The sequence below is a fragment of the Limimaricola cinnabarinus genome (genome assembly GCF_047631075.1).
Lineage (GTDB): Bacteria > Pseudomonadota > Alphaproteobacteria > Rhodobacterales > Rhodobacteraceae > Limimaricola > Limimaricola cinnabarinus.
The window spans coordinates 24,742-47,836 of sequence record NZ_JBLHYX010000022.1; the positions used below are offsets into that span (position 1 = coordinate 24,742).

17 protein-coding genes and 1 pseudogene are annotated in these 23,095 nt (G+C 67.0%); 15 read left to right on the forward strand and 3 right to left on the reverse strand.

All coding sequences use genetic code 11. The features are described 5' to 3' along the window. Positions 1-154 precede the first annotated feature (154 nt). Complete coding sequence (locus ACJASC_RS15110; protein ID WP_415146732.1) at positions 155-1,687, reverse strand: catalase; 1,533 nt, start codon at positions 1,685-1,687, stop codon at positions 155-157. Between the two features lie 293 nt (positions 1,688-1,980). Between ACJASC_RS15110 and ACJASC_RS15115 the strand changes: the two genes are divergently transcribed. The 3 genes from ACJASC_RS15115 to iolG all read left to right on the forward strand — a co-directional run bounded on the left by ACJASC_RS15115 (position 1,981) and on the right by iolG (position 4,310). Beyond that, positions 1,981-2,331, forward strand: coding sequence for an MbcA/ParS/Xre antitoxin family protein (locus tag ACJASC_RS15115; protein ID WP_021694406.1), 351 nt, complete (start codon positions 1,981-1,983; stop codon positions 2,329-2,331). Between the two features lie 2 nt (positions 2,332-2,333). Further along, positions 2,334-2,828, forward strand: a complete 495-nt coding sequence (locus tag ACJASC_RS15120; RefSeq protein WP_415146733.1) for an RES family NAD+ phosphorylase — start codon at positions 2,334-2,336, stop codon at positions 2,826-2,828. 480 nt (positions 2,829-3,308) lie between these two features. Next, complete coding sequence (gene iolG, locus ACJASC_RS15125) at positions 3,309-4,310, forward strand: inositol 2-dehydrogenase (protein WP_415146734.1); 1,002 nt, start codon at positions 3,309-3,311, stop codon at positions 4,308-4,310. Positions 4,311-4,489: 179 nt separating this feature from the next. Here the strand turns inward: iolG and ACJASC_RS15130 are convergent, their stop codons facing one another. Further along, complete coding sequence (locus tag ACJASC_RS15130) at positions 4,490-5,551, reverse strand: ABC transporter ATP-binding protein (protein ID WP_021694409.1); 1,062 nt, start codon at positions 5,549-5,551, stop codon at positions 4,490-4,492. Then, positions 5,544-6,371 carry an IclR family transcriptional regulator gene (locus ACJASC_RS15135; protein ID WP_021694410.1) on the reverse strand — a complete coding sequence of 276 codons (828 nt, stop codon included), beginning with the start codon at positions 6,369-6,371 and terminating at the stop codon, positions 5,544-5,546. Before ACJASC_RS15135 ends, ACJASC_RS15130 begins: the two co-directional genes overlap by 8 nt. Positions 6,372-6,513: 142 nt before the next feature. On the opposite strand from ACJASC_RS15135, the gene ACJASC_RS15140 reads away from it, so the two are divergent. From ACJASC_RS15140 to ACJASC_RS15195, 12 genes and pseudogenes are all read left to right on the forward strand, one after another. Next, positions 6,514-7,779, forward strand: coding sequence for an ABC transporter substrate-binding protein (locus ACJASC_RS15140; protein ID WP_415146735.1), 1,266 nt, complete (start codon positions 6,514-6,516; stop codon positions 7,777-7,779). Between the two features lie 72 nt (positions 7,780-7,851). Continuing rightward, entirely contained in the window at positions 7,852-8,778 is a 927-nt protein-coding gene (locus ACJASC_RS15145) for a carbohydrate ABC transporter permease (RefSeq protein WP_415146736.1), read from the forward strand. Between the two features lies 1 nt (position 8,779). Further along, the gene (locus ACJASC_RS15150) at positions 8,780-9,628 is read left to right on the forward strand and encodes a carbohydrate ABC transporter permease (RefSeq protein WP_021694413.1); all 849 of its coding nucleotides are present in this window, start codon (positions 8,780-8,782) and stop codon (positions 9,626-9,628) included. Further along, complete coding sequence (locus ACJASC_RS15155) at positions 9,625-11,709, forward strand: alpha-galactosidase (protein ID WP_415146737.1); 2,085 nt, start codon at positions 9,625-9,627, stop codon at positions 11,707-11,709. The genes ACJASC_RS15150 and ACJASC_RS15155 overlap by 4 nt, the downstream gene beginning before the upstream one ends. A gap of 193 nt (positions 11,710-11,902) precedes the next feature. Further along, entirely contained in the window at positions 11,903-13,393 is a 1,491-nt protein-coding gene (locus ACJASC_RS15160; protein WP_415146738.1) for an aldehyde dehydrogenase family protein, read from the forward strand. Between the two features lie 6 nt (positions 13,394-13,399). Continuing rightward, positions 13,400-14,131 (forward strand): sulfite exporter TauE/SafE family protein, encoded by a 732-nt coding sequence (locus tag ACJASC_RS15165; RefSeq protein ID WP_415146739.1) that lies wholly within the window; start codon positions 13,400-13,402, stop codon positions 14,129-14,131. Positions 14,132-14,387: 256 nt separating this feature from the next. Then, positions 14,388-15,761: an aminotransferase family protein gene (locus ACJASC_RS15170; RefSeq protein ID WP_415146740.1), complete on the forward strand. Its 1,374-nt coding sequence runs from the start codon at positions 14,388-14,390 to the stop codon at positions 15,759-15,761. Between the two features lie 92 nt (positions 15,762-15,853). Beyond that, positions 15,854-17,353 (forward strand): MocR-like pyridoxine biosynthesis transcription factor PdxR, encoded by a 1,500-nt coding sequence (pdxR, locus tag ACJASC_RS15175; protein WP_415146741.1) that lies wholly within the window; start codon positions 15,854-15,856, stop codon positions 17,351-17,353. Positions 17,354-17,467: 114 nt separating this feature from the next. Next, positions 17,468-18,028 (forward strand): helix-turn-helix domain-containing protein, encoded by a 561-nt coding sequence (locus ACJASC_RS15180; protein WP_415146742.1) that lies wholly within the window; start codon positions 17,468-17,470, stop codon positions 18,026-18,028. Between the two features lie 8 nt (positions 18,029-18,036). Next, entirely contained in the window at positions 18,037-20,469 is a 2,433-nt protein-coding gene (locus ACJASC_RS15185) for a GcvT family protein (protein ID WP_415146743.1), read from the forward strand. Between the two features lie 18 nt (positions 20,470-20,487). Continuing rightward, positions 20,488-22,935, forward strand: coding sequence for a GcvT family protein (locus tag ACJASC_RS15190; protein ID WP_415146744.1), 2,448 nt, complete (start codon positions 20,488-20,490; stop codon positions 22,933-22,935). A 33-nt stretch (positions 22,936-22,968) separates the two neighbouring features. Continuing rightward, positions 22,969-23,095 (forward strand): annotated as a pseudogene (locus ACJASC_RS15195) (electron transfer flavoprotein subunit beta/FixA family protein); the annotation flags it as partial.

Below are 23,095 nucleotides of genomic sequence, written 5' to 3' on the forward strand. Positions count from 1 at the left end.
CATCGCGCTCATGGCAGTCGGTGTTACCCCCCTCCGCCATTTTGCGCGTGTCCGTGTCCGAAGCATCCGAGCGCCGAACCGAAGCCCGGCTCCGAGCAAATGGGCTTGCCCGGAGCAGGACGGGGCCGAAAGACCCCGCCCGGTAGGGTCGCGTCTATTCGGCCGCTTCCTTGCCACCGATGCTCTCGGCTGATGCGAGGCCCGGCGCATCGGAGGCCCCGCCCAGCTTTTCGCGCACCCCGGCCTCGATCTTGTCACCGGTCTCGCGGTCGATGTTCCGCCAGTATTCGAAGGCGCGCAGAAGCACCTTTTCGCTGACCCCGTCGCACAGATGCCCGACGACGTTTATCACCAGACGACCCCGCGCGGCATCATCCATCACCTCGCGCACAAGCTTGCCGGCCTGGCTCCAATCATCGTCATCCTTCCGCAAGGTGTAGGCCAGGCGCACCATATCGCCATCGGCGTGCCACAGGCCGGCCTCGCCACGTGGATCGGGTTGGGCAGCGGGACCTCCGTAGGAATTGGGCGCGTAGACCGGGTCCGAGACATTCTCGGTCCGTCCGGCGCCATCCTTGGAATAGCTGTGAACGGGGCTTTGGGCCTTGTTCACCGGGATATGCTTGTAGTTCACGCCGAGCCGGGCGCGGTGCGCGTCGGCGTAGGAAAAGCCGCGCGCCAGCAGCATCTTGTCCGGCGACAGCCCGACACCCGGCACCATGTTGTTCGGCTCGAACGCCGCCTGTTCGATCTGGGTATGAAAGTCCGTCGGGTTACGGTCGAGGGTCAGTTTGCCGACCTCGATCAGCGGGTAATCCGAATGCGGCCAGACCTTGGTCAGGTCGAAGGGATTGATGTTGTAGGTCTTGGCGTCCTCATAGGGCATGATCTGCCATTTCAGCGTCCAGCTGGGGTGGTCGCCCTTCTGGATCGCATTGAACAGATCGCGGCGGTGATAGTCGCCGTCGCTCCCGGCCAGCTTGTCGGCCTCGTCCTGGCTCAGATAGGCGTTTCCATCCCCCTGGTCGGTGTGGAAATGAAACTTCACCCAGAACTTCTCGCCCTCGGCGTTCACCAGCGAATAGGTATGGCTCGAATAGCCGTTCATCTCGCGCCAGCTTTTCGGGATGCCCCGATCCCCCATGAGATAGGCGACCTGATGCGCGCTCTCGGGCGACAGGGTCCAGAAATCCCACTGCATGTCGTGATCGCGCATGTCGTTGTCGGCGCGGCGCTTCTGGCTGCGGATGAAGTGCTGGAACTTCAGCGGGTCACGGATGAAGAAGACCGGCGTGTTGTTTCCGACCATGTCGAAATTGCCGTCATCGGTATACATCTTGACCGAAAAACCGCGCGGGTCGCGCCATGTGTCGGGGCTGCCACGCTCGCCCGCGACGGTCGAGAAGCGCATCAGCACGTCGCATGTCGCACCGGGCTGGAAGATGCCGGCCTTGGTATAGCGCGAAACGTCCTGCGTGGTCTCGAACCGCCCAAAGGCACCGGCGCCCTTCGCATGGGGCTGACGCTCCGGGATGCGTTCCCGGTTGAAATTCGCCATCTGCTCGAGAAGGTAGTGGTCGTGCAGGACGATCGGTCCGTCCGGCCCCACGGTAAGCGAATGTTCGTCGCTCTGTACGCGGATGCCTGCATCTGTCGTGGTCGGTGGACCGTCTTTTCCGCGTGTCATCGTTTCGCTCTCCATGATTTGTCCGGGGGACAAGCGATCCCTGTGGGGGATGTTCCCCATGGTCGATAGTATAACACGCTCCACCGAGCGGCCCATGTCGGGATATGGCCAAGCGATCCTCTCTCAGGCGCCCCGCTCCGGCCATGACGCCGAGGGGAGACCTCTCGCACCCGCAAGGCGCATGGCAAGAATGGTGGCCGCCACTCCATGGCAGATGGGCCGCAATGAAGCCCGAACCTCTTGACTGCCGCGCCATCTGACACGATATAAGGGCAACATAGATGGAGTTGGCCATGTTCATCGAGATCTCCGCCCATGACGGGCAATTCGCCCCCGGCCGCATCGCAGAGGCGCTGCGGACCACCAAGGACGAGGTGGCGCGGACTGTCGGCCTTGGCCGGGATGCCATCATGCGCGCGGATCGGGTGGCCAGCCCGAAAACCCAGAAGCGTTTGCGCGAGATGGTCGAAATCGTGAACCGGCTTGAGCCGCGCTTCGGCTCGCCGCTGATCGCATATGCCTGGTATCGGTCCGAGCCCCTGCCGGGGTTCGGGGGGATGACGGCCATGCAACTCGTGCGGGAAGGGCATGCGGACGAGGTCATGGATTATATCGACGCGGTCGATTCCGGCATTCACGCCTGAACATGCGCTTTCAGGGCATTCTGTATCGCGCCCTGAATCCGATGAGGGCGCGCGAGCCGCTCTCTGGCGAAGGCGCGCGCCTGTATGGCGGGCGGTTCAATCCACGCGGCACGCCTGCGCTCTACACCTCGATGTCGGTGCTCACCGCCATACGCGAGGCGAACCAGGCCGGATCTCTGCAGCCGACGACCCTGATCTCCCTAGAGGCCGAGCTGGACCCGATCTTCGATGCGGAGGATCCTGCCGAACTCGCGGCCAAGGGGATCGACCATGCCCTGCTGGCGCAGGGCGACTGGCGCTTGCAGATGCGGCGGAGCGGCACGAGCGCGGGGCAGGACTTCGTGCTGCGCCTCATTGCGGAAGGCTATCACGGGATGCGCGTCCGAAGCTTCGCCAAAGGCGCGGGCAGTGCCGATCTGAACATGGTCTTGTGGAAATGGGGGACGCGACCTCCCGTACGTGTGAGCCTCATCGATGACGACGGCCGCCTCGCCTGAGCTGCCCGGTTCCGCATCTTGGCGTCCATCCAGTGCCACTCGCAACAGCGGGTTGTCCTCAGGCATCCGGAGAGTCTCCGACTCGCGCTTATGATTGGTCGGTTCGATCTCAGAGCATGACAGGTTGCTGGCTCCGGCATCGCCGCATCCCATTGCAAAGGCAGGATAATTCCTAGAAAACGCGCGGCTATCAATCCACGATGTCGCGGGCACCCTGATCCGCGCCGGCAAGGATGGTCGGGCACAGGATTGGACGCAGCTTCCGCTTCGGGCTGACGAGTTCGTTCCAGGCTCGAATCTCGCGGTGTCATAGCGCCCCGCGCGGGCGTCAGCCGCGTCGCCCCGGATCGCTGCATTCGTCACGCCGGTCCGTTCCGATTCTACCGATGAATTTGCCGCCGAAGCGGTGAACTATGCAATGGCCCCCGGCCCGGCCGTGCCGTAGCGTCACGACCAGACACCGTTCCAAAAGGTACCCCCATGAAAGTCGCACTCTTCGGCGCAGGCCGTATCGGCAAGGTCCATGCCGCCTCGATCAAGATGGACCCGCGTTGCGAGTTGGTCGCCGTCACCGATGTGATGACCGAAGCGGCCGAGGCGCTGGCGCACGAGCACGGCATTGCAGCGCGCCGCGCCGACGAGATCCTCGCCGACCCAAGCATCGACGCCATCCTGATCGCCTCCTCGACCAACACCCATGCCGATCTGATCGAGGCGGGGGCGAAGGCCGGCAAGGCGATCTTCTGCGAAAAGCCGATTGACCTCGACTTGAAGCGCGCGCTCGAAATCGGGCGCATCGCCAAGACGCATGACAAACCGATGATGATGGGCTTCAACCGGCGCTTCGACCCGAACTTCGCCGCTCTGAAGGCCGCGCTGGAGGCGGGCGAGGTCGGCAAGGGCGAGCTTCTGGCCGTGACCTCCTACGACCCTGCCCCACCGCCGGTGAGCTACATCAAGGTGTCGGGCGGGCTCTACCGCGACATGATGATCCACGACTTCGACATGTGCGCCTTCCTCTTCGGCATGCCCAAGTCGGTGATGGCGCATGGCTCCTGCCTCGTGGACCCCGAGATCGGCGCCGCGGGCGACATCGACACCGCCGTCGTGGTCCTGACCTATGAGGACGGGCGCATCGCCACGATCCGCAACTCGCGCCGCGCGCCCTACGGCTACGACCAGCGGGTCGAGCTTCTGGGCTCGGAGGGCACGCTCGAGGCGCGCAACGAAATCGAGAACACGGTAGTCAAATCGACCGCCGCCGGCACCGTCTCGGCCAAGCCGGTCTTCTTCTTTCTGGAGCGCTACATGCGTGCCTACGCGATCGAATGGTCGGCCTTCGTCGATGCCTGCGTCGAGGGCAAGCCGGTGCCTGCCACGGTGCAGGACGGGGTGAACGCGCTGGCGCTCGCCGAGGCGGCGAACCTGTCGTTCCGCGAAGGCCGGCCGATCGAGGTCACCTCGGCGATGACGGGGGCCTGAGCCGAGGGTTTTACCCATGCCGCCAGCGCCGAGATGCTAAAACGCGACCGTCTCATCGAGGAGCGCTGCACGCAGCTTCACAAAAAAGCGGCATCCAAGCCTGTGGAGCAACGCCGGAAAGCCGGTTCTGACGAAAGTCGATGGCTTTCCGGCGCCCCCGGAATCCGGACAGGCTGGCGTCAGCGCAGCCGCCGCTCGGTGCTCGCGTCGAAAAGCATTACGCGGGATGCGTCGACGCGCAGCCCCACCCGGTCGTTGGGACGCGGCGCGGGATCGTCCTCGCGCAGCTCCACCACCAGCCGGTCGCCGGTCGCCGCCACGAGATAGGCGTAGGAGACGCCGCCCAACCGCTCGACCAGATCGACGAGGTGGCTCTCGCCCGGTGCCAGAGCGAGGTGCTGGGGACGGATGCCGACGATCACCTCAGTGCCGACGCCGGGCACCGCCGCCGCCACCTGCAGGGTCTGCGCACCGAGGCCCGGTGCCAGCACGCCGTCTTGGGCGGCCGATCCGCCGACGAAGTTCATCGCCGGGGAGCCGATGAAGCCCGCGACGAAGCGGTTGTCGGGGTCGCGGTAGAGATCCATCGGCGCGCCGACCTGCTCGATATGCCCGGCGCGCAGCACGACGATCTTGTCGGCCAGCGTCATCGCCTCGACCTGATCGTGGGTGACATAGATCATCGTCGCGCCGATCTCCTTGTGCAGGCGCGCGATCTCGACCCGCATGTCGACCCGAAGCTCGGCGTCGAGGTTCGACAAGGGCTCGTCGAAGAGAAACACCTCCGGTCCGCGCACGATGGCCCGGCCGATGGCGACGCGCTGACGTTGACCGCCCGAGAGCGCCTTGGGCTTGCGCTTGAGGTAATCGTCGAGCTTGAGGATGCGGCTCGCCTCGCGGACCTTCTCCTTGACCTCGGCCTTGGCATGGCCGGTCATCTTCAGCCCGAAGCCCATGTTTTCCTCGACCGACATGTGCGGATAGAGCGCATAGGTCTGGAACACCATCGCCACGCCCCGGTCGGCCGGATCGGCGCGGGTCACGTCGCTTTCGCCGATGCGGATCTCGCCCGAGCTGGTCTCCTCCAGACCCGCGATCATGCGCAGCAGCGTGGACTTGCCGCAGCCCGAGGGACCCACGAAGACCACGAATTCGCCGTCGGCGATATCGAGATCGACGCCGTGGATCACCTCCACCTCGCCATAGCGCTTCACCAGCTTGCGCAGGGTGACGTCAGACATTGCTCTCTCCCTTGTCGCGGGCCTGCCCCTGATCGGGGAATCGCCACGCCTCCGTGTCCTTCGATATCCGTCCCGCCGCCTCGCGCAGCAGCGGCACCATGGTCTCAAGCTCGTCCAGTGTCTTGCGCGCGGTCACCGAGGTGACCGAGAGCGCGCCGATCACCCGGTCTCGCGCCGACAGGATCGGCATCGCCACGCAGATGATGCCCGGCTCGTGCTCCTCGCGGTCGAAGGCGTAGCCGCGCTTGCGGATCTCGGCCAACTCGGCGCGCAGGCTCTCCGCGTCGGTGAGCGTGTGCGGCGTGAAGCGGTAGAAGCTTTGCAGCGCCACCGCCCGGTCGAGCGCCACCGCATCCAGAAACGCCAGCATCGCCTTGCCGACGCCGGTGCAATGCGCGGGCCCCACCTTGCCCGCCTGGCTGAACATCTCGATCGGGCGCGAGGGCACCCGCTTGTCGACATAGAGCACCTGGCCTGCGTCGAGCTGCGCCAGATGCACCGTCTCTCCCGCCTGCACCGCAAGGCGCGCCAGATGCGGCCGCGCCACCGGAGCGAGCGACGCCTGCTCCCACGCGGCATGGGCCAGCCGCATCAGCCGCAGCCCCGGCGCATAGGTCTGCCGCTCGGGATCGAAGGCGAGAAGCCCCTGATTCGTGAGGGTCTGCAGCAGCCGGTACAGCGTCGCCTTGGGATAATCCGATCCTTCGCGCAGCTCGTTGAAGCGCACGGGGCGCTCGAACCCCGCCACGAGGTCGAGCACCGTCACCGCCTTGCCGATGGTCCCGTCGCCTGCCTGCTGTTCGCGTCGCTGCGCCGTCATGCCGCCTCCTCCGTCACGTCGCAGCGGGCAAATGCGCGCCTCGACTGTTGACAACCATAGGGCAGACCGGCGTATGATTTCAATATGCAAAACCTAGTCCCAAATAATGAGACAGGCGATGCGTTAGAATGGGGAGGAAACCATGAAGATTTACCACCGGGCCGCGATTGCCGCGCTGGCCATGTCGACCACGCTGGCCAGCGGCGCCTTTGCCGAAAGTCACGAGATGGCGCTCTCTGGCGATCTCAAGATCTTTTCGGACATGTCCAACCCCGCGCCGCGCGCGGTGATGGAGGGGATGATCGAGCGATTCGGCGAAATGCACCCGGAGCTGAACATCGAGCTGACGGTGATCGACCGCGAAGCCTACAAGACCCAGATCCGCAACTTCCTGTCGGCCAACCCGCCGGACGTGGCGAACTGGTACGCGGGCAACCGGATGGCCCCCTATGTGGATGCCGGGCTTTTCGAGGACGTGTCGGACCTCTGGGAGGGGGATCTGAGCGAGCAGCTGGCCTCGACCAAGGGCGCCATGACCCTCGACGGCAAGCAGTGGGGCGTGCCCTACACCTACTACCAGTGGGGCGTGTATTACCGGAAGGACCTCTACGAGGAATACGGGCTCGAGGAGCCGCAGGACTGGGAGGCCTTCAAGTCGAACTGCCAGACGCTGCTCGACAACGACATCAAGTGCTTCACCATCGGCACCAAGTTCCTGTGGACCGCCGCCGGCTGGTTCGACTACCTCAACATGCGCACCAACGGCTTCGACTTCCACATGGCGCTGGCCAATGGCGAGGTCGAGTGGACCGATGAGCGGGTGAAACAGACCTTCGCCAACTGGCGCGAGCTGATCGACATGGGCGCCTTCATCGACAACCACACCGCCTATAGCTGGCAGGAGGCGCTGCCCTTCATGGTCAATGGCGAGGCGGGGGCCTATCTTATGGGCAACTTCGCCGTCGCGCCGCTGCGCGAGGCGGGGCTCACCGACGAGCAGATCGACTACTACCAGTTCCCGGCGATCAACGGGGATGTGGAGCTGGCCGAGGACGCGCCGACCGACACCTTCCACATCCCGTCGGGCGCGCAGAACAAGGAAGCGGCCAAGGCCTTCCTGAAATTCGTGGCCTCCGCCGACAACCAGACCACGATCAACGCGGGCGACGCGCTGGGACAGCTTCCGGTCAACAGCGGCTCCTCGGTCGATGACGACAAGTTCCTGAAGGAAGGCTTCGAGACGCTGTCGTCCAACAGCCCCGGCGGCGTGGCGCAGTTCTTCGACCGCGACGCGCCGGCCGAGATGGCCAAGGTCGCGATGGAGGGCTTCCAGGAGTTCATGGTCAAGCCCGACCAGCTCGACCAGATCCTCGACCGGCTCGAGCGCGCGCGCCAGCGGATCTACTGATAGCACCTGAATGATCGCCGGGGGCGGCCCGCCCGCCCCCGGCGTCCCACGTTCATCCCAGAAGGTTCAGCCATGGCCCCGCTTCCGCCCTCCACCGCGCCCCGAGCGGCCCCGCGCTCGTGGTGGCGCCGCAACCAGATCGCCATCACCCCGTGGCTTTTCCTCGCGCCGGGCATCCTGTTCTTCGCGATCTACGTCCTGATCCCGGTGTTCCAGAGCTTCAACGTCTCGCTCTATGATTGGGACGGGCTCGGCGCGGCCGAATATGTGGGCCTGCGCAATTATGAGGAGATGTATTGGGACGATGCCTTCTACACCTCGCTCAGGAACAACCTGATCTGGCTGGTGCTCTATCTTCTGGCGATCCCTGCGGGCCTCGCGATCGCGTTGTTCCTGAACCAGACCGTCACCGGCATCCGCATCTACAAATCCCTGTTCTTCTTTCCCTTCGTGATCAGCCAGGTCGTCGTCGGCCTCGTCTTCAGCTGGTTCTACGACCCGTCCTTCGGGCTGTTGAACGTGATGCTGGGCTGGGTGGGCCTCGGGCCGGTCAACGTGCTGGGCGACGAGAGCTACGTCACCTACGGCATCATCGCCGCCGGCCTGTGGCCGCAGACCGCCTATTGCATGATCCTCTATCTCACCGGCCTCAACGCCGTGGACCCCGAGCAGATCGAGGCGGGCCGCCTCGACAACGCCAAGGGGTTCCGGATGCTGTGGCACATCATCCTGCCGCAGCTGCGCCCGGCCACCTTCATCGCCTTCGTGGTGACGATCATCGGCGCGCTGCGCTCGTTCGACCTCATCTCGATCATGACGGCGGGCGGACCCTTCGGCCAGAGCCGGGTGCTCAGCTTCTACATGTTCGAGGTGGCGCTGTCCGAATACGGCTTCCGCATGGGCTACGGCGCGGCGATCGCCGTGGTGCTGTTCCTGATCATGCTGGTCTTCATCACCTACTTCCTGTGGTCCATGTACCGCGACGAAAGGGGCCGCTGACATGTATCCCGCACCCATCGAGCGCGCCTCGCGCCCCGTCCAGTTCGCCTATCAGGCGCTCATTCCCATGGCCCTCGTGCTGTGGCTCCTGCCGCTCATCGCCGTCGCGGTCTTCTCGATCCGGCCCGACGCCGATTTCGCCAACGCCAATTACTGGGGCTGGCCGTCGTCGTTCGAGGGCATCACCAACTACTCCAAGGTGTTCCTCGAAAGCGACATGCCGCGCTACCTGTGGAACTCGGTGCTGATTACCGTGCCCACGGTGATCGGCGCGGTGGCGCTGTCCTGCATGACCGGCTTCGCGCTCGGCATTTACAAGTTCAAGGCGAACCTCTGGATCTTCTTTCTCTTCGTCGCGGGCAACTTCGTGCCGTTCCAGATCCTTATGGTCCCCGTCCGCGACCTCACGCTCGATCTCGGCCTTTACAACACCAAGACCGGCCTCGTGCTGTTTCACATCGCCTTCCAGACCGGGTTCTGCACGCTGTTCATGCGCAACTTCATCCGCGCGCTGCCCTATGAGCTGATCGAGGCGGCACGGGTCGAGGGCGTGGCCGAATGGCGGATCTTCTGGTTCGTGGTGCTGCCCCTGATGAAGCCCGCCATCGCGGCACTGGCCGTCCTCATCTTCACCTTCATCTGGAACGACTATTTCTGGGCCGTGGTGCTGACCCAAGGGGCCGAGAGCCAACCGGTCACCGCCGGGATCACCTCGTTCAACGCGCAGTACCGCGCCGCCTATCACCTGATGAGCGCAGGCAGCATCGTCGCCGCCCTGCCGCCCGTCGCGATGTTCTTCCTGATGCAGCGGCACTTCATTGCCGGGCTGACCCTCGGAGCCGTGAAATGATGCAATGCTGGCGACTGGACAGCTTCGTCCAGACCCTCGTTCTCGCCTCATCCGACGCGCGCCTGCCGGTTGTCGTCTACTGGGGCGCACCGCTGCCGAAGGGGTGCGATCTCGACGCCATCGCCGAAGCGGAGGCGCGCGACATCACCGGCGGCATGCTCGATGCCAACCCGCCCCTGTCGATCTGCCCCGAGGCGGATCGCGGCTTTCCGGGTCAGCCGGGGCTGAACCTGCGCGACGCCGGGGGCCGCGTGCTGCGCCCCCGGCTGCGGCTCTCGGGCGTCGAAGAGGGGCGCGACGCGCTCACCGTCACCTGCGAGGACGCGGATGCCGGGCTGCGCCATGTCGCGCGCTTCGCCATCGATCCCGACACCCATGTCCTGACGCTTTCCTCCGAGATCGACAGCGACGCGCCGATCATCGTCGACTGGCTCGCCGCCCCTGTGCTGCCCGCGCCGCAGCTCTCGGACGAGATGATCGACGTGTCGGGCCGCTGGATCGGTGAATTCCAGCTTCAGCGCACGCCGTGGTCGGCGGGCATCCGGATGCGCGAGGCGCGCACCGGCCGCTCGGGGCACGAGCATTTTCCGGGGCTCATCGTGCCCGGACGCGGCACGACCAACACGGCGGGCGAGGTTTATGCCTTCCATTACGGCTGGTCCGGCGGCCACCGCATGGTCGCCGAGGAGCTGCCCGACGGGCGGCGGCAGGTGCAGTTCGGCCATGCCGGCGCGACCGAGCTTGGCCCTGTGACCCGTGCCGCCACCGCGCCCTTGCTCGTCACCTTCTCGCGCAACGGGCTGAACGGCTGCGCCACCGCGTTCCAGCGCCATATCCGCGACCGCATCGTGCGATGGCCCGACGCCGAGCGCCCGCGCCCGGTGCATTACAATTGCTGGGAAGCGATCTATTTCGACCATGATGTCGCGACCCTCAAGGAGATCGCGACCCGCGCGGCGGCCCTTGGCGCCGAACGCTTCGTGCTCGACGATGGCTGGTTCGGCAAACGCGGCGACGACACCTCCTCCCTGGGCGACTGGTGGATCGACGCGCGCAAGTTTCCCGACGGGCTGACCCCGCTGATCGAGCATGTCCACGATCTGAACATGAGCTTCGGCATCTGGTTCGAGCCGGAGATGATCAACACCGACAGCGACACCTTCCGCGCCCATCCCGATTGGGCCATGGGGCCGCAGGACCAGATCGAAGGCCGCCAGCAGCGCGTGCTCGATCTCGCCAACCCGGAGGTGCGCGACTACCTCTTCGACCACATCGGCGCGGTGCTCGACGATCACGTCATCGACTACATCAAATGGGACCACAACCGGCTGCTGCCCTATCCCGACGCTGCCCAGACCCATGGCATCTATGACCTACTGGACCGGTTGCGCGCGGCGTTTCCGGACGTCGAGATCGAAAGCTGCGCCTCGGGTGGCGGACGCATCGACGCGGGCATCCTCGCGCGCACGCAGCGCGTCTGGCTGTCGGACAGCAACGACGCACGGGAGCGTCTGCGCATCCAGCACGACGCGGCGCTGTTCTTTCCGGCGGCGATCACCGGCAGCCATGTCGGCCCGCGCCATTGCCACACCTCGGGCCGGGTGCTGCCGATGTCGATGCGGGCCTGGGTCGCGGCGCAGCGGCACATGGGCTTCGAGATGGACCCGCGCGAGCTGACCGAGGCCGAGGCGCAGGTGCTCACCCGCGTCACCGCATGGTGGAAGGCCAACCGCGACTGGACCATGCAGGCCGAGATCCACCGCCTCGATCATGCCGACCCGTCGGTCATCGCCGAGTGCCAGATCGCGAAAGGCGGCGAACGCTTCGTGGCCTTTGCGGGCCGCGCCGCCACTGCGTCGCAGATCCTGCCGCGTCCGCTGCGGTTCACCGGGCTCGACCCGGAGGCGAGCTACCGGGTGGAGCTGACCAACCGCGAAGACCTCGGCCCGCTGTCGCGCGGTGACATCGCGATCAAGCGCGGCGCGATCGAGCTTCCGGGCGCGCATCTGATGAGTCACGGCCTGCAGCTTCCCGCCGCCTTTCCCGACACCATCTGGGTGATCGAGGGCACGCGCCTCTAGCGAAGCCCGGTGACCGTCGGAGAGTGCGATGGCCCGTCTGGTCCCGCGCCTCAAAAGCCGGGTTGGCGCAACTCCGGCGGCCATGGCGCGCGGATGCCGGAAAACTGGACCTATCTTGCGCGCACACTGGACCTACGTGCGGACCGGAGGGCGTGCCTATACTCGGGGCGCCCCCTTGCCCAGCGAGATCCCCATGACCTATCGCCCTGCCGACTTCGCGACCCCCGAGACCGTCTTCAAAGCCTTCGAGGGCGTCAACCTGATCGGCGGGGCGCGTCGCGCCACGCAGGCCACCCTCGCGGTGACGAACCCCGCCACCGGCGCCGAGATCGGCCGCGCGGCGGCGAGCGACGGCGCCGAGACCGCGCAGGCGGTCGCCACCGCCCGTGCGGCGCAGCGGGACTGGGCGGCCACGCCCGCCCGCGCGCGCGGCAAACAGGTCGGCGCCGCCGCCCGCGCCGTCACGGCCCAGGCCGAATTGATCGCGCAGGTGCTGGCGCGCGAGACCGGCAAGGCGATCCGCACCGAGTGCCGCGGCGAGGTCGCGGTCGCCGCCGACATCCTCGAATTCTATGCGGGGCTCGGCTCCGAACTGAAGGGGCAGACCATCCCCTTCGACCCCAGGATGCTCACCATGACCACGCGCGAGCCGCTGGGCGTGGTCGCGGCGATCCTGCCGTGGAACGTGCCGCTGGTGCTGTTCGCGCTCAAGGTGGGTCCTGCGCTGGTCGCCGGCAACAGCGTGGTGGTCAAGGCCTCCGAGGAGGCGCCGTTCGCCACCTTCCTGCTGGCCGAGCTGATGAGCCGCCACCTTCCGGCGGGCGTGCTCAACGTCGTCAATGGCACGGGCGCCGATTGCGGCGACGCGCTGACCCGCGACCCGGGCGTGGCCAAAATCACCTTCACCGGCTCCGAGGCGGTGGGCGAGACGATCAACAGGATCGGCGCCGAACGCATCATCCCGGTCTCGCTTGAGCTCGGCGGCAAATCCCCGATGATCGTCTGCGCGGATGCCGATCTGGACCGCGCGGTGGCCGGTGCGGTCTCCGGAATGCGCTTTACCCGGCAGGGGCAGAGCTGCACCGCCGCGAGCCGCATCTTCGTGCATGACGATCTCATCGACGCCTTCACGGAGAGGCTGGGCGCCGCGCTGGACGCGCTCAGGATCGGCGATCCGCTCGACGAGGCGACTGATGTAGGCACCATCATCAACGCCCGCCAGCGCGCCACGATCGACCGCTATGTTGCTCTGGCCGAGGCGACGCCCGGCGCCACCGTCACACGCCATGGCACGCTGCCCGACGCGGCGCATCTCGCGCCCGATCTCTACATGCAGCCGGTGCTGCTGCGCGGATTGCCTGACGATCACCCCTGCGTCATGGAAGAGATCTTCGGCCCGGTCGCGGTGCTGCGCGGCTGGTCGGACCGCGACGAGGTGATCGCGCTGGCCAACGCGACGCATTACGGGCTCGCGGCGACGGTCTGGACGCGCAGCCTGTCGGTCGCGCTCGACAGCACCTCGCGGCTCGAAGCGGGCTACGTGCAGGTGAACCAGAACCTCACCATACAGCCCAACGTGTCCTATGGCGGCTTCGGCCGGTCGGGTCAGGGCAAGGAGGCCTCGCTCGAGGCGATGGTCGAGCATTTCACCCGCTCCAAGACCATCGTCCTGAACTTCGACTGACGCGCCGTGGGCGATCTCGAACTGCTCGCTCTGGCGACGGTTGCGGCGGGGTTTCTACGGGGGGTGACGGGCTTCGGCTTTGCCCTTGCGGCGGTGCCGTTCTACAGCCTCAGCCTGCCGCCGGTGGAGGCGGTGATCATGGCGCAGATGCTGCAGATCGCGGCGGCGCCGGGCGATCTGATCAGGCATCGCCGCGCCATCGACGCCCGTGCGCTGCGCCTGTTATGCTTGGGCGCGCTGGTCTGCACGCCGCCGGGCGCCTATGTCGCGACCCGGCTCGACGCCGACGTGATGCGGCTGGCGATCGCGGTCTTCGTGCTGGCCGGGCTGGCGGCGCTGCTGTCGCGCCTGCGGGTGCCCGAGGGGCCGGGCGCGGCCATCGCCGCCGGCGGCCTTGCGGGACTGCTGGGCGGGCTTGCTGCCATGCCGGGGCCGCCGGCGGTCGCCTATTTCCTCGGTCGCGACACGGACCGTGCCGCCGCGCGCGCCTCGCTGCTGCTGTTCTTCGCCTTCACCGCGGCGATCGCGCTGTTGTCGATGACGCTGGGCGCGCAGGTGCTCAGCTGGGAGATGATGCGCGGCGCCGCGCTGCTCTACCCGGTGATGATCGCGGGGACATGGATGGGCACTCGGCTGTTTCGCCGGATGGGTGAGGGACATTATCGACAGGCGGCGCTGGCGGTGCTCTTCGTCTCGGGGCTGTTGACCGGGATCAAGGGGCTGGGCGGTCTGCTCTGATCTCCGATCGGCACTGAGCTTGCCGCTTCGTCACGTCGCACCGCTGCGGCGGCTGCCCGACCGGTGCGGACCTTTTCCCTACCGAGGACAGCGCCGCAGCCGCGCTCGACGCCCGATCCTAACTGGACCTAAGCAAACGTCCCATCTGGCCCTGCGCTTGGCGTGCGATCGGGCGCAGCTTGGGTGGCGACGCCGTGCCGGCCCCTTGGCATGGCGCGCTTCACCTTCCTTGCGCCATGCCCATGAGGACCTCGCCGTGAACCAAGCCGCCCCCAACGACTTCAACCGCGTGATCGACGCCGACCGCGCGCATGTCTGGCACCACATGACCCAGCACAAGCCGCTCGAGACCACCGATCCGCGGATCATGGTCGAGGGGCGCGGCATGCGCCTTTGGGACGCGACCGGGCGCGAGCATCTCGACGCGGTTTCGGGCGGGGTCTGGACCGTCAATGTCGGCTATGGCCGCGAAAGCATCGGCGAAGCGATCCGCGCGCAGGTCACGAAGCTGAACTATTTCGCCGGAAGCGCCGGCTCGATCCCCGGTGCGCGCTTTGCCGAGGCGCTGATCGCGCGGATGCCCGGCATGGCCCGGGTCTATTCGGTCAATTCGGGCTCCGAGGCCAACGAGAAGGCCTTCAAGATGGTGCGCCAGATCGCACACAAGCATCACGGCGGCAAGAAGCACAAGATCCTGTACCGCGAGCGCGACTATCACGGCGCGACCATCGCCACGATGTCGGCCGGTGGCCAGCCCGAGCGCAACGCGCAATACGGCCCCTATACGCCGGGCTTCGTGCAGGTGCCGCATTGCCTCGAATACCGCGCGCAGTGGGATGTCGAGGAATACGGCCTGCGCGCCGCCGATGCGATCGAAGAGGTGATCCTGCGCGAGGGGCCCGATACCATCGGCGCGCTGTGCCTCGAAACCGTGACCGCGGGCGGCGGCGTCATCACCCCGCCGCGCGGGTACTGGGAACGGGTGCAGGAGATCTGCCGCAAGCACGAGATCCTTCTGCATCTCGACGAGGTGGTCTGCGGCGTGGGCCGTACCGGCGAATGGTTCGGCTACCAGCATTACGGCATCGAGCCGGATCTCGTGACCATGGCCAAGGGCGTGGCCTCGGGCTACGCCGCGATCGCCTGCCTCGTCACCACCGAGGCGGTGTTCGAGCAGTTCAAGGACGACAGCGACCCGATGAGCCTGTTTCGGGACATCTCGACCTTCGGCGGCTGCACCGCGGGCCCTGCGGCGGCGCTCGAGAACATGCGGATCATCGAGGAAGAGGAGCTTTTGGCCAATACCCGGGCGATGGGCGCGCGGCTGATGGGCAACCTTCGCGCCCTGCAGGACCGGCACGCCGTGATCGGCGATGTGCGGGGCCTCGGCCTTTTCTGCGGGGCCGAGCTGGTGGCCGACCGCGCCACCCGCGCCCCGGCGGATGAGCGACTGGTGCAGGCCGTCGTCGCGGATTGCATGGCACAGGGGGTGATCATCGGCGCGACCACGCGTTCGTTGCCCGGTTACAACAACACGCTGTGCCTCGCGCCCGCGCTGATCGCCACCCCGGGCGACATCGACGCCATCACCGAGGCCATCGACGGCGCGCTGCGCCGCGTGGCGGGCTGAGCCGCGCTTCCGGCGCGGGGCGGCGGATGCTACCGGGGACGTGCGGGGCGCGGTCGCCCTGCCCGTCCCTGCCCGTAGGAAGGCCCCCTAGGATGCCGATCCCGCCCGAGATTTTCCTGCTGCCGCCGGGCAGCGACGCGACGCTGCAGCAGCAGATCCAGCAGATCGTGGCCGAGGCGATCGTCTCGGGGCGCTGCGCGGCGGGCGAGAAGATGCCGTCCTCGCGCCGGTTGGCTGCGCATCTGGGCGTCTCGCGGATCACCATCACGGTCGCCTACAACGAGCTGGTCGCCAATGAGTATCTCGTTGCGCGCGATCGATCGGGCTATTTCGTTGCCGACACCGCGCCGCGCCGGCCGCGCTTCGACGACCCGGTGCGGCATGCGCGTCCCGGTGTTGCTTGGGCCGACCGGCTCACCCGCCCGGTCCGCCAGCGCGACGACATCCTGCGCCCGCCGAACTGGATGGATTACCGCTTTCCCTTCATCTACGGCCAATCCGACCCGGAGCTGTTCGACCATGCCAACTGGCGCGCCTGCGCGCTGCGCGCGGTCGGGCGGCGCGACTTCGATACGCTGGCGCAGGACCGCTACCAGAGCGACGACCCGATGCTGGTCGAGTTCATCCTGCGCCACATCCTGCCCCGCCGCGGCATCCACGCCCAGCCCGACCAGATCCTGATCACCATGGGCGGGCAGAATGCGCTTTGGATGATCGCGCAGCTGCTGCTCTCCGACGGAGAGGTCGCGATCGTCGAGAACCCCTGCTTTCCGGGGCTGCGGCGGATCTTCGACCAGATGGGTCATGTCGGGCGGTCGGTGGACGTGGATGCGGGTGGGCTGCCACCGGAGCGGATTCCCGAAGATGCCCAGCTCGTCTTCACCACGCCGAGCCACCACGCCCCCACCAACGTCACCATGCCGATCGATCGACGGATCGAGATGCTCGAACGCGCCGCGCGCGACGATTTCCTGATCGTCGAAGATGATTACGAGTTCGAGATGTCGTTCCTCGCCCCGCCCTCCCCGGCGCTCAAGTCGCTCGATCAGGACGGGCGGGTGATCTATGTCGGCTCATTCTCCAAATCGATTTTTCCGGGGCTGCGGCTCGGCTACGTGGTCGGCGACCGGCTCATGATCGAGGAGATGCGCAAGCTGCGCTCGGTGGTGCTGCGCCACCCGCCCAGCCACATCCAGCGCAGCACGGCCTATTTCCTGTCTCTGGGCCATTACGACGCGCAGGTCGCCCGGCTGGCGCGCCATTACGGCCAGCGCCGCGCGATCATGGAGAGCTGCATCAGGGTGCATGGGCTGACCCCCGTAGGCGGCGAGAGCCATGGCGGCTCATCGTTCTGGATGCGTGCGCCCGAAGGCGTGGACACGACCCGGCTCGCGCTCGATCTGCGCGCGGATTCGGTGCTGATCGAACCGGGTGCCGCCTTCTTCGCGCATCGCGCGCCGGACCGGTCGCATTACCGTATCGCCTATTCCTCGATCCCCGCGAACCGGATCCAGGACGGGATGGCGCGATTGGCGCGGGCCATGGAGCGCGCCGTCGGCGGGCAAGGCGGCAGCGCGATGCCCAACGATTGATCATCGCAGGGTCCCAGCCGGCCCCGTGAAATTTTACCGAAGAATTTCATTTACAGGGTCGTGAAAATCGCGGACATTTTTTCATGACTGCCTTGAAAAGCCGGTGCCGCCGCGATGCACGATCCTGATACCCTTGGCCATGACATCCGCGCCTTGCGTGGCGCGCGCGGCATGACGCTGGCCGGACTGGCCGAGCGGCTCGGTCGCTCCGTCGGCTGGTTGAGCCAGGTCGAACGCGGCCTCTCCACCCCGACCGTCGAAGATCTGCACGCCATGGGCGAGATCCTCGGCGCGCCGGTGTCGATGTTCTTCGGCAGCCCTCGCGGCCCTGCCGAGGAGCGCGGCCTCCTGGTGCGCGCCGCCCATCGCCGCGAGATCGGCGAGCGTGACAGCGGGCTGGTCGAGGCGCTGATCTCACCCGATCTGACCGATGATTTCGAGGTCGTCCATTCGACCTTTCAGCCCGGCGCCGCCCTCGACCGGCCCCGCTTCCGCGCCACCACCACCGAGGTGGTCTACCTGCTCTCGGGCCGGCTCGACGTCTGGATCGAGGATCGCGGCTTCACGGTCGAGGCGGGCGACAGCTTTCGCATCAAGGGCGCGCCCTACCGCTGGGCCAACCCCTACGAGACCCCGGCCGAGGCGCTGTGGGTCATTTCGCCCCCCGTTTATTGAGGTCCGGCATGTCCCTTCCCTCTACGGCCCGCGTGGTCATCATCGGCGGCGGCGTGGTCGGCGTCTCGGCGCTCTACCACCTTGCCCGCGCCGGCTGGACTGACTGCGTGTTGCTCGAAAAGAACGAGCTGACCGCCGGATCGACCTGGCACGCGGCGGGCAACTGTCCGAACTTTGCCGCGAGCTACGGCGTGATGAACATGCAGCGCCACGGCCTCGCGCTCTATCGCGGGCTGGCGCGGGAGGTCGATTACCCGATCAACTACCACGTCACCGGCGCGGTGCGGCTCGCTCACACTCACGCGCGGATGATGGAGTTCGAGCGCGTGCGCGGCATGGCGGCACATATGGGGCTGGAGATGGAGATCTGCACCCCCGAGGAGCTGCAGGCGCACATGCCGTTCATGGAGACCCTCGATCTCGAGGGTGGGCTGTGGGATCCGCTCGATGGCGACATCGACCCCAGTCAGGTCACGCAGGCGCTGGCTCGCGGCGCGCGCGCCGCAGGCGGCACCATCGCACGTTTCACCCCCGCCACCGGCGTCAGCCGCCGGGGCGGCGAATGGATCGTCCACACCGAAAAGGGCGACATCCGCTGCGACTACGTCGTCAATGCGGCGGGCTACTACGCCGCCCGCATCGGGGAGTGGTTCGTGCCGCATGGCGGCCGCCCGGTGCCGCTGGCGGTGATGAGCCATCAGTATTTCCTCACCGAGGCGATCCCGGAGGTGCGGGCCTGGACCGAGGCGCATGGCCGCAAGCTGCCGATGCTGCGCGATGTCGACAGCTCCTACTACCTGCGGCAGGACACCTATTCGCTCAATCTCGGCCCCTATGAGCGCGACTGCCGGCTCGGCTGGGCCTCGGGCGAGGAGATGCCCGAGGATTTCAGCTTCCAGCTCTATCCCGACGATCTCGACCGGCTGGAATGGTATATCGAGGACGCCATGGCCCGCGTGCCGCTTCTTGGCAGTCAGGGCGTGCAGCGCAACATCAACGGCCCCATCCCCTATGCCCCCGACGGGCTGCCGATGATCGGCCCGATGCCGGGTGTGCCCAACGCCTTTGAGGCGCACAGCTTCACTTTCGGCATCGCGCAGGGCGGCGGCGCGGGCAAGGTCATCTCGGAATGGATCATGCATGGCCATACCGAGTGGGACATGTGGTCATGCGATCCGCGCCGCTTTACCGATCACGCCGATGCTGCCTTTGCCACCGCGAAGGCGATGGAGACCTACGGCCACGAGTACGCGATGCATTTCCCGCGCCACGAATGGCCCGCGGGCCGCGACCGCAAGCTGTCGCCCAATCACGACCGGCTTGGCGCCGACGGCGCGCAGATGGGTGCCTATAACGGTTGGGAGCGGGCCAACTGGTTCGCTCGGCCCGGCGACGATACCTCCGAGGCCGCGACGCTGACATGGGACCGCGCGGGGCCCTGGCAGGCGCGGGTGCGCGAGGAGGCGATCGCGGTGCGCGACGGCGCGGGCGTGATCGACCTCGCGGGCTTTTCGCGCTTTGCCGTCTCGGGGCCCGGCGCGGCCAAGGCGCTGCGCGGCCTGATCGCGGGCGCGCTTCCCAAACCGGGGCGGATGAACCTCGTCTATATCGCCGATGCGCGCGGCCACGTGCTGACCGAGATGTCCTGCATCCGCCATGGCGAGGATGACTTCACCTTGATGACCGCCGCCGTGGCGCAGTGGCATGATGGCGAGATCCTGCGCGCCGCGATGCCCGAGGGTGTCACGGTCAGGGACATGACACGCGACGTGGTCGCGATGCTGGTGACCGGTCCGAAATCGCGCGAGGTGCTGGCCGGGCTGACCGAGGCCGACCTGTCGCTCGGTTGGCTGACCCACCAGAAGGCCCGCGTCGCGGGGCGGCCTGCCCTGCTGGTGCGGGTCTCCTTCGCGGGCGAGCTGGGTTGGGAGGTGCATTGCGCCCCCGGTGACGCCTCTGCCGTCTATGACGCGATCCGCGCGGTGGGCGCCGTGCCCTTCGGCATGTATGCGCTGAACTCGCTGCGCATCGAGAAGGGCTACCTGACCTGGAAGGGCGACCTTTCCTCGGATTACGACCTGTTCGAGACCGGCCTCGACCGCTTCGTGCGGCTCGACAAGCCGCAGGATTTTCCCGGCAAAGCCGCGCTGATCGCAGCCCCGCGCCCCCCTGCCCGGCGACTGGTAGCGCTCAAGGTCGAGACCGGCGCGCAGGACGCCCCCTACATGGCGGCCGTGTTCCATCATGGCACCCGCGTGGGCGAGGTCCTGTCCTCGGCCTATGGCCACCGCGTCGAGGCCGCGATCGCGCTGGCGATGCTCGATGACGCGACCCCTGCGGGCGCGACCGTCGAGGTCGAGGTCTATGGCCGGCGCCTCACCGCAACCGTGCAGCCCGGCACCTGCCTGTGGGATGCGGACAATGCCCGTATCCGCGCCTGACCCGAAAGGACCCCGACCATGGCACTTCCCCCTGAACAGGCCCGCGTCGTCATCGTCGGCGGCGGCGTCATCGGCTGCTCGGTGGCCTACCACCTGACGCAGCTCGGCTGGCGCGACGTGGTGCTTCTCGAGCGCAAGCAGCTCACCTCCGGCACCACGTGGCACGCCGCCGGCCTCATCGCCCAGCTGCGCGCCACCAAGAACATGACCCGGCTCGCGAAATACAGCCAGGAGCTCTACGGACGGCTCGAAGCGGAGACCGGCGTTGCGACCGGGTTTCGGCGCAACGGCTCAATCACCGTGGCATTGTCGGAGGCCCGCCGCGAGGAGATCCTGCGGCAGGCCTCGATGGCGCGCGCCTTCGGCGTCGAGGTCGAGGAGATCGGCCCCGCCGAGCTCAAGACCCGCTACCCGCATGTCAATGTCGAGGACGTCAAGGCGGCGGTTTATCTCGACAAGGACGGCCAAGGCGATCCGGCCAACATCGCGCTGGCGCTGGCCAAGGGCGCGAAGATGCGCGGCGCGAAGATCGTCGAGCGCACCAAGGTGACGGGGTTCGAGAAGAAGGGAAGGCGGATCACCGGCGTGTCATGGACGAACGAGACGGGCGAGAGCGGCCGCATCGCCTGCGACATGGTGGTCAACTGTGCCGGCATGTGGGGCCACGAGGTCGGCCGCCAGATGGGCGTCAACGTGCCGCTCCATGCCTGCGAGCATTTCTACATCGTCACCGACACGGTGCCGGGGCTGACGCAGCTGCCGGTGCTGCGCGTGCCCGAGGAATGTGCCTATTACAAGGAGGACGCGGGCAAGATCCTGCTCGGCGCCTTCGAGCCGGTGGCCAAGCCATGGGGCATGAACGGCATCCCCGACAGCTTCGAGTTCGACCAGCTGCCAGAGGATTTCGACCATTTCGAGCCGATCCTCGAGAGGGCGGTGAACCGGATGCCGCTTCTGGCCGAGACGGGCATCCACACCTTCTTCAACGGGCCCGAAAGCTTCACCCCCGACGACGCCTACCATCTGGGGCTGGCGCCGGGGATGGACAATGTCTGGGTCGCCGCAGGCTTCAACTCGATCGGCATCCAGTCGGCGGGCGGCGCGGGCTCGGCGTTGGCCGCATGGATGGACACGGGCGAAAAGCCCTTCGATCTGGGCGACGTGGACATCGCGCGGATGCAGCCCTTCCAGGGCAACCGGCACTACCTGTTCGAGCGGTCGCGCGAAACGCTCGGCCTGCTCTATGCCGATCACTTCCCCTACCGCCAGAAGGCCACCGCCCGGGGCATCCGCCGCTCGCCGCTGCACGAGCAGCTCCTGCGCGAGGGCGCCGTGATGGGCGAGCTGTCGGGCTGGGAGCGCGCCGGCTGGTTCGCCGACCCAAACCAGCCGGCGGAATACGAATATTCGTGGACGCGGCAGAACTGGTTCGACAATGCCGCGCGCGAACACCGCGCAATCCGCGAGAATGTCGGCCTCTACGACATGTCCTCTTTTGGCAAGATCCGCGTCGAGGGGCCGGATGCGGAGGCGTTCCTGAACCATGTCTCGGCCTCCGACCTGTCGGTTCCGGTGGGCAAGATCGTCTACAGCCAGTTCCTCAACGCCTCGGGCGGGATCGAGGCGGACGTGACCGTCACCCGCCTGTCGGAGACGGCCTATCTCGTCGTCACCCCCGCCGCGACGCGGCTGGCCGATCAGGAATGGCTGCGCCGCCACATGGGCGCGTTCCGCGTCGCGCTGTTCGACGCGACCGCCGCCGAGGCGGTGATCTGTGTCATGGGACCACGCTCGCGCGACCTGCTACGGCGCGTTTCGCCGAGTGATTTCTCGAACGCCACCAATCCCTTCGGCACCTGTAGGGAGATCGAGATCGGCATGGCGCTGGCCCGCGCGCACCGCGTCACCTATGTGGGCGAGCTGGGCTGGGAGATCTACGTCTCCGCCGAGATGGCCGCCCATGTCTTCGAGGTGCTGCGCGAGGCGGGCCGCGAGATGGAGGCGCGGCTGTGCGGGCTGCACATGATGGACAGCTGCCGGATCGAGAAGGGCTTTCGCCATTTCGGGCACGACATCTCCTCGGAGGATCACATCCTCGAGGCGGGTCTGGGCTTTGCCATCAAGAAGACCGGCACCGATTACATCGGCCGCGACGCGGTGGCGCGCCGCCGCGAGGAGGGGCTGCGCCACAGACTGGTGCAGTTCATGCTGACCGATCCCGAGCCGCTGCTCTACCACGCCGAGCCGATCCTGCGCGACGGGCGGATCGTGGGCTATCTCTCCTCGGGCGCCTATGGCCACCATCTCGGCGCGGCCATGGGCATGGGCTACGTTCCCTGCGATGGCCAGTCGGCGCAGGAGGTGCTCGAGAGCGCCTACGAGATCGAGGTGGCCGGGCGGCGCGTCGGCGCGAAAGCCTCGCTCAAGCCCTTCTACGATCCGAAATCCGAAAGGGTCAAAGCCTGACCCCTCCCCCTCCTTGCGCGAAAGGTTTGCCAGATGAAGATTCTCGTCCCCGTGAAGCGGGTGATCGACTACAACGTGAAGGTCCGTGTGAAGTCGGACGGGTCTGGCGTCGATCTGGCGAACGTGAAGATGTCGATGAACCCGTTCGACGAGATCGCGG

Bases quoted from the DNA above. Each gene is read 5' to 3' on its own strand.
- ACJASC_RS15190 (WP_415146744.1), top strand. From the start codon at position 20,488: ATGGCACTTCCCCCTGAACAGGCCCGCGTCGTCATCGTCGGCGGCGGC.
- ACJASC_RS15140 (WP_415146735.1), top strand. From the start codon at position 6,514: ATGAAGATTTACCACCGGGCCGCGATTGCCGCGCTGGCCATGTCGACC.
- ACJASC_RS15115 (WP_021694406.1), top strand. From the start codon at position 1,981: ATGTTCATCGAGATCTCCGCCCATGACGGGCAATTCGCCCCCGGCCGC.
- ACJASC_RS15110 (WP_415146732.1), bottom strand. From the start codon at position 1,687: ATGACACGCGGAAAAGACGGTCCACCGACCACGACAGATGCAGGCATC.
- ACJASC_RS15180 (WP_415146742.1), top strand. From the start codon at position 17,468: ATGCACGATCCTGATACCCTTGGCCATGACATCCGCGCCTTGCGTGGC.
- ACJASC_RS15120 (WP_415146733.1), top strand. From the start codon at position 2,334: ATGCGCTTTCAGGGCATTCTGTATCGCGCCCTGAATCCGATGAGGGCG.
- iolG (WP_415146734.1), top strand. From the start codon at position 3,309: ATGAAAGTCGCACTCTTCGGCGCAGGCCGTATCGGCAAGGTCCATGCC.
- pdxR (WP_415146741.1), top strand. From the start codon at position 15,854: ATGCCGATCCCGCCCGAGATTTTCCTGCTGCCGCCGGGCAGCGACGCG.
- ACJASC_RS15135 (WP_021694410.1), bottom strand. From the start codon at position 6,371: ATGACGGCGCAGCGACGCGAACAGCAGGCAGGCGACGGGACCATCGGC.
- ACJASC_RS15145 (WP_415146736.1), top strand. From the start codon at position 7,852: ATGGCCCCGCTTCCGCCCTCCACCGCGCCCCGAGCGGCCCCGCGCTCG.
- ACJASC_RS15130 (WP_021694409.1), bottom strand. From the start codon at position 5,551: ATGTCTGACGTCACCCTGCGCAAGCTGGTGAAGCGCTATGGCGAGGTG.
- ACJASC_RS15150 (WP_021694413.1), top strand. From the start codon at position 8,780: ATGTATCCCGCACCCATCGAGCGCGCCTCGCGCCCCGTCCAGTTCGCC.
- ACJASC_RS15160 (WP_415146738.1), top strand. From the start codon at position 11,903: ATGACCTATCGCCCTGCCGACTTCGCGACCCCCGAGACCGTCTTCAAA.
- ACJASC_RS15155 (WP_415146737.1), top strand. From the start codon at position 9,625: ATGATGCAATGCTGGCGACTGGACAGCTTCGTCCAGACCCTCGTTCTC.
- ACJASC_RS15185 (WP_415146743.1), top strand. From the start codon at position 18,037: ATGTCCCTTCCCTCTACGGCCCGCGTGGTCATCATCGGCGGCGGCGTG.